Source organism: Rhizorhabdus sp., from assembly GCF_018006725.1.
Taxonomy (GTDB): Bacteria; Pseudomonadota; Alphaproteobacteria; order Sphingomonadales; family Sphingomonadaceae; genus Rhizorhabdus.
The window spans coordinates 1-5,476 of the sequence record NZ_JAGMXV010000279.1; the positions used below are offsets into that span (position 1 = coordinate 1).

The 5,476-nt window shown below is 61.0% G+C and carries 8 protein-coding genes and 1 pseudogene; all 9 read left to right on the top strand.

All coding sequences use genetic code 11. The features are described from left to right. Nucleotides 1-1,043, top strand: a pseudogene (locus tag KAY22_RS23835) (hypothetical protein); the annotation flags it as partial. Then, the gene (locus KAY22_RS23840) at nt 1,030-1,236 is read left to right on the top strand and encodes a hypothetical protein (protein WP_296625629.1); all 207 of its coding nucleotides are present in this window, start codon (nt 1,030-1,032) and stop codon (nt 1,234-1,236) included. The pseudogene KAY22_RS23835 and the gene KAY22_RS23840, both read left to right, overlap by 14 nt. Continuing rightward, complete coding sequence (locus tag KAY22_RS23845; RefSeq protein WP_296625630.1) at nt 1,233-2,135, top strand: hypothetical protein; 903 nt, start codon at nt 1,233-1,235, stop codon at nt 2,133-2,135. Before KAY22_RS23840 ends, KAY22_RS23845 begins: the two co-directional genes overlap by 4 nt. Before the next feature lie 16 nt (nt 2,136-2,151). Then, nucleotides 2,152-3,102, top strand: coding sequence for a DUF5309 family protein (locus KAY22_RS23850; RefSeq protein WP_296625631.1), 951 nt, complete (start codon nt 2,152-2,154; stop codon nt 3,100-3,102). 12 nt (nt 3,103-3,114) lie between these two features. Further along, nucleotides 3,115-3,552: a hypothetical protein gene (locus KAY22_RS23855; protein ID WP_296625632.1), complete on the top strand. Its 438-nt coding sequence runs from the start codon at nt 3,115-3,117 to the stop codon at nt 3,550-3,552. Continuing rightward, nucleotides 3,553-4,107 (top strand): hypothetical protein, encoded by a 555-nt coding sequence (locus tag KAY22_RS23860; RefSeq protein ID WP_296625633.1) that lies wholly within the window; start codon nt 3,553-3,555, stop codon nt 4,105-4,107. A 56-nt stretch (nt 4,108-4,163) separates the two neighbouring features. Beyond that, on the top strand, nt 4,164-4,439 hold the full coding sequence (locus KAY22_RS23865) for a hypothetical protein (RefSeq protein WP_296625634.1): 276 nt from the start codon (nt 4,164-4,166) through the stop codon (nt 4,437-4,439). Beyond that, a complete protein-coding gene (locus tag KAY22_RS23870) occupies nt 4,439-5,026 on the top strand; it encodes a hypothetical protein (RefSeq protein WP_296625635.1) in 588 nt (195 codons plus the stop codon). The genes KAY22_RS23865 and KAY22_RS23870 overlap by 1 nt, the downstream gene beginning before the upstream one ends. Beyond that, nucleotides 5,023-5,476: hypothetical protein (locus KAY22_RS23875; protein ID WP_296625636.1), on the top strand; the 454-nt coding region annotated here is incomplete at its 3' end. The genes KAY22_RS23870 and KAY22_RS23875, both read left to right, overlap by 4 nt.

A 5,476-nucleotide genomic window follows, 5' to 3' on the forward strand; every position in this document is an offset into this window, starting at 1 on the left:
TCGGGAGGTCGGTTGCCGAAATCGTTGACGACATTCAGAAGGTCAAGACGGTCCTTCTCCGGCACACGCTGGATAACATCTACCTGACAAACTACGCCCGGCCGCATTTCGACGAGAACATGGCGGGCGAGAATACATTCACCGATCTGGCAAACCCGGCTCCAGGCGCCCCTGTCAGGACGGGCGGCGCGGAAGTTATCTACAACATGCCGCCGAGCGTGATCGGCACCACGTTGCCGCTTCTGGAGAAGTTCGACGACCTGAAGGAAACCCGCACCGGGGCCACGCGATACAATCAGGGCCTTGACGCCGATTCGCTGAACAAAACGGCAACGGGTATCGAACGGATCATGAACGCTTCGCAGAAGAAGACGCTCCTGATCGCCCGCACATTTGCCGAAACCGGGCTGCGCGACCTGTTCATGGGCATTCACCGCGATCTGCGCTCCGGGCCGATGAAGGAATTGGCCGTCAAGCTGAATGGCAAGTGGGTATCGGTCAATCCGCGCACGTGGAAGGACCGAACCGACATGAACGTGGCGATTGGGAACAACTCGCGCGAGCAACGCCGCAACGGAATGATGCTCCTGGGGCAGGTGCAGCGCGAATTGATGACTGCCGGAAGCCGGATGGTCAATGAAAAGAAGGTCTATAACCTGACCGCCCGGATGATGGAGACATTCGGCTTCAAATCAATCGCCGAGTTCATGGACGACCCCGACATGTTGCCGCCTCCGCAGCCGCAGCAGCCCGGCTTGCAAGAGCAACTGGCCATGAAACAGACGCAAATCATGGAGTTTGAGGCGCAATCGCGGGCGGCGAACGATAAAATGAAGATCGAGGCCGATCATCAATTCCGCATGGCCGAACTGGCGCTGAAACACCAGGAAGCGCAGCGGAAAGAGGCTGAAACCGCATCCAGAATGATGACGGAACAGGAAACGCTGGACCTGAAGCGCAAGGAAGTCGTCATGAAGGACGACCTTGCGCGCGACCAGTTGGCCAAAGAGACGGAATCGGCGGTCGATTATGGCAAGGTCTGACAGGATCAAGGCCATATTTGCTGATCAGGACTTCCAGTGGGCAATCGAGCGTCTGGAGGCGCAATTGACCCGGAAGGTAATGGCGAGCGCGACAACCGAGGAGGATCGCGCGGCGGCATTGCACACTTACCACGGACTGCAAGCGGCCAAGGCATTGCTCCGCAGCGTGGCATCTGAAGAGGAATCCCCGTGACCGAGAACTCCACTGGAGCGATCTCGCTGAGCGAGGCTGTCGAACGAGTTACGGCGCGAGCCGGGGCGGACGACGAAACCGTTGAGACGCAGGAAGCCGAAGGGACTGGCAGCAGCGACCCCGAGGCGAACGAGGTTGAAGCGGAGGCCGAAACCGAGGCCCAGGACGACGCGGAAAGCGATCCTGAGTATGAGGTTGACACGGCCGAGGGCAAGCGTCGGGTGAAGCTGTCAGAGCTTCTGGAAAGCCCGATGTTCAAAGCCGACTACACGCGCAAGACGCAATCCATCGCGGAGGAGCGTAGGGCGCTTGAACGGGAGGCTGCGGAGACTGCCCAACTACGAGAGCAGCTTTCGGAATCCCTGAAACGGTGGGCTGTGCCTACCGAAGCGGAGCCGGATTGGGCTGAGTTGGCGACCAAGCTACCGCCGCAGGAATACAACCTGCGCCGGGTGCAATGGGAACAGCGCCAGAGGCAGAAATTGCAGGCGCGGGCCGAGTTCCACGCCATGCAGGATCAACTGAGGGCCGAGGCCATCGCGACCGAGCGGAACAAGCTACTTGAAGCATTCCCGGAATGGCGCGACGAGGCAAAGTTCCTCAGCGCGGCGAAGCAGATGGCTGACGGGGCCACGGCCTACGGGTTTTCTGCGGAGGATGTAGGCCAGATCGCCGATCACCGCATGATCCGGGTGTTGAAAGACGCCCTTGCCTACCGGGAATTGCAGAAGGCGAAACCAGCCATTGAAAAGAAGGTGGCCGAGGTCAAGCCGTCGCTCCAGCCCGGCGCCAAGCCGAACCGCGACAAGGAGGCCGCTGCTGCACGTCAGAAGCAACTCGCCAAGTTCAAGAAAGGTGTCTCCCTGAAAGAGGCGCTTGGAATCTTGACGGGCGAATAACCCTCAGGAGCGTGAAATGGCACAACCTGCCAACACCTTCGACAGCTACGACATGACGGGGATTCTCGATGATCTGGTTGACCAGATTTTCAACATCGACCCCGATGACACGCCGTTTCTGTCGAAATCAACCAAGACCAAGGCCAGCAACACCTACCACGAGTGGCAAACGGACGCCCTTCGTGCGTCGGCCGACAACGCCCACATCGAGGGCGGCGACACGACTGCGGACGCCCTGACCGCCACCACGCGGCTCGGCAACTACACGCAGATTTTCAAGAACGCCGTTTCGATCTCGGGAACGGACATGGCGCTCCGCAAGGCGGGTCGTGGCAAGGAAATGCTCTACCAGATGGGCAAGGGCATGAAGGCGCACAAGCTCGACATCGAGCGTGCCCTGTTCCTGAACAACGCCCGTGTCGCGGGGAGCTCGGTGGTGGCCCGTGAGCTTGCGGGCGCCCCGGCGTGGCTCGTCACCAACGTCGAGTTCGAGGCGGGGAACAGCGGCGCCAACCCGACCGGCGACGGCACGGATGCGCGGACGGATGACGGCACCCCCGTCGCCTTCTCGCAGACGCGCTTTGACCCGGCGATGCAACTCATTTGGGAAAACGGCGGGAAACCGGACACGGTCTACCTTTCGTCGTTCCAGATGAACCTCGCTCTCGGGTTCACGGGCAACAACGCGCAGCGCAACACGGTGAAGGTCGGTCAAGTCGAGAAAATGATCGACGTTTACCGCACCCCGTGGGGGGTCGTCGAGTTCGTCCTTTCGCGCGAAAACCGCGCACGGGACGTTTTCATCTTCCAGGATGACATGTGGAAAGTCGCGATCGCTCGCGAAACGAAGCAGGAAGACCTGGCGAAGATGGGCGACAACGAGCGCAAGCAGATCGTTACGGAACTCACGCTTGAGTGCTGCAACGAGAAGGCTCACGGCGCCGTTTACGACAATACCACGTCGTAAGGAGAACATGTCATGTCTTACAAGCAGAACCTCGGCGCGGTGACTGTCACCGCGTCCACCGTGGCCGTGACTCGGGACGCTCATGCGGGTGTCCCGATTGTGCTCAGCCGGGCGGCCGGAATCGTTGCCACTCTCCCGGCGGCGACCGGATCGGGCGTGCGTTACGAGTTCATTCTCGCGGCGGATGCGAGCGGCGACCATATCGTGAAGGTTGCCAACGCGTCCGACACGATGATGGGTGTTGCCTACCTCGGGAACGACTCGGCGGGCGCGTCGTGCTTCTATACGGCGGATTCGTCCGACACGATCACGCTCAACGGCTCCACCAAAGGCGGCTATAAGGGCGCTCGCGTCATCGTGGACGACATCGCCGCGAACGTGTGGGCGGTTCTTGCCTACTCGGAAGCGTCCGGCACCGAAGCAACACCGTTCTCGGCTGCTGTTTCCTGAGTGTATCTGGAGCCGCTCGGCCTGTTCATCGTCAGCATTCCCAAGTGCGGGTCGCAGACAATCGAGCGGGCAATCGAGCGGGTTTCCGGTGAAAGGTGCCTGCCCGGCCATATCACGGTCGGGCAGGCACGCAAGGCGCTTGGTGATATCGAAGCGTGGGCGCTGATCCGCGACCCGTGGGACAGGCTCACAAGCGCGATCAATTACGTTTACGGCGATACCCGCACGCATCTTGACGACGCGATGAACGGGGTTTGTCGCCATCAAACCATCATCCTGAGGCCGCAGAGCTTCTTTGTTGACAACGCCACGCGGCTGTTTCCGTTCGAGGCGCTGCCCGAAGTGTTGCGGCTGATCGGATATGCAGAGGACATCCCCCGTGCAAACAGGTCAACGCCGCGTTGGACGGCCGAGGAAATCCGCGCCCACCCCAGAAGCGGAGAATGTGCAGCCCGCTACGCCGCAGACTTCGCCCTCCGAGCCGCTGTTTCGGATGATCGTCACCAACCGCGCGATTTCACTCGGCAGCGGCCGGCGGGCGGTCCTGGGCGATGAAATCGAGGTGACGGAGCATCGGCGCAAGTCCCTGCTTTTCTGGATGCAGGCGCGTGATGCGTGAGGAATGGATCGACCAGGGCGACAAGATCATCCGGAAGAAAACCCACGACCTCGATCACGCCTTTGATGAGGTCAGGTTGCGCCGGGAAGCGCCCGACATGCCGCTGTCTGATAGTTGGCACGTGGCAAGCGTTCCGTCGTGGGTGGTCACGGAATGGCTGAAGGAAGCCGGGGTTGCATGGGATGACCCTGCGGCCAAGGACGTGCTGCGCAAGAAGCTCCTGAGCGGCGACGTGGGTAAATTCCGGGTGCATGGGGGCACGTTCTGATGGACTTCGCCACGCTCAAGTCGCGCATCTACAGCCTGATCGGGCGCTATCCGGCCGACATCTGCTACGAGCTTGTGACTGCCGACATCAACGCGCGACTCCGGGTGCGGGAAATGGAAGCGACCGATACGCTGACAGAGGCGGCGAGCGTGGCGCTACCTGCGGACTTCCTACAGATGATTTCAGCCTACCGGGACGTTGACCCGCGGACGCCGCTTTCGCCCACGGATACGACCGGCATCAACCGGGCGCATGTGACATCGGGAACACCAAAGACATACGCCATTGTCGACGGGGCGATGCTGCTCAATCCAGAGCCCGACGGGTCCGAGAACATCATCATCCGGTATTACGCTCGGCAGGCTGACCTGTCGGCGGATGGCGACACGAACGACATTCTGACCAATTATCCATCCGTCTATGTCTACGGGGTGCTGGCCCACCATGCGGCGTTGATCCGCGACGAAAAGGCTATGGCGATTCACGGCGCGGCCTACGGGCAACACATGAAGCTGGCGCAATCTTCGGATGCGAAGGCCCGCTATTCCGGGGCGCCGATTGTCCCGACCGTCAGGACCACGCCGTGATCAGCGAATTTGCCCTCGGACCATGGTTGCCGGATGTTACTGACTACCGGAATCCGGGGCTGGAGGTCTGCACCAACGTCATTCCGGGGCCGGGCGGCTATAAACCCGCATATGGCGCGAATACCAGCGAAGGCGACGTGGGGGCTGCGGTTCTCTCGGCCATGTCTTTCCAGCGCGCGGACGGAACCAGGATTACCGTCTGCGCTACGGCCGGGGATTTGCACCACATAGTCGGCGGGACGGTGACTGACAGCACGCTCACGCTGACCCTGACCAAGCCGGTAAGGTTTGAGCGGTTCGGATCGTCCATTTATGCGTCTTCTAAGGAGGGCGTCTGGTATCTGGACGACATAGAGGCCGACAGCACGTTCGTTGCCGAAAACTGGACCATTCCGCACGGGCTTGCCATGGCGCGGGTGGGCGATTTCCTCTTCATGGGCAATCTCATCG

What these genes read in the sequence shown, in the direction of transcription:
- KAY22_RS23840 (WP_296625629.1), top strand. Translation starts at nt 1,030, where the DNA reads ATGGCAAGGTCTGACAGGATCAAGGCCATATTTGCTGATCAGGACTTC.
- KAY22_RS23850 (WP_296625631.1), top strand. Translation starts at nt 2,152, where the DNA reads ATGGCACAACCTGCCAACACCTTCGACAGCTACGACATGACGGGGATT.
- KAY22_RS23855 (WP_296625632.1), top strand. Translation starts at nt 3,115, where the DNA reads ATGTCTTACAAGCAGAACCTCGGCGCGGTGACTGTCACCGCGTCCACC.
- KAY22_RS23865 (WP_296625634.1), top strand. Translation starts at nt 4,164, where the DNA reads ATGCGTGAGGAATGGATCGACCAGGGCGACAAGATCATCCGGAAGAAA.
- KAY22_RS23870 (WP_296625635.1), top strand. Translation starts at nt 4,439, where the DNA reads ATGGACTTCGCCACGCTCAAGTCGCGCATCTACAGCCTGATCGGGCGC.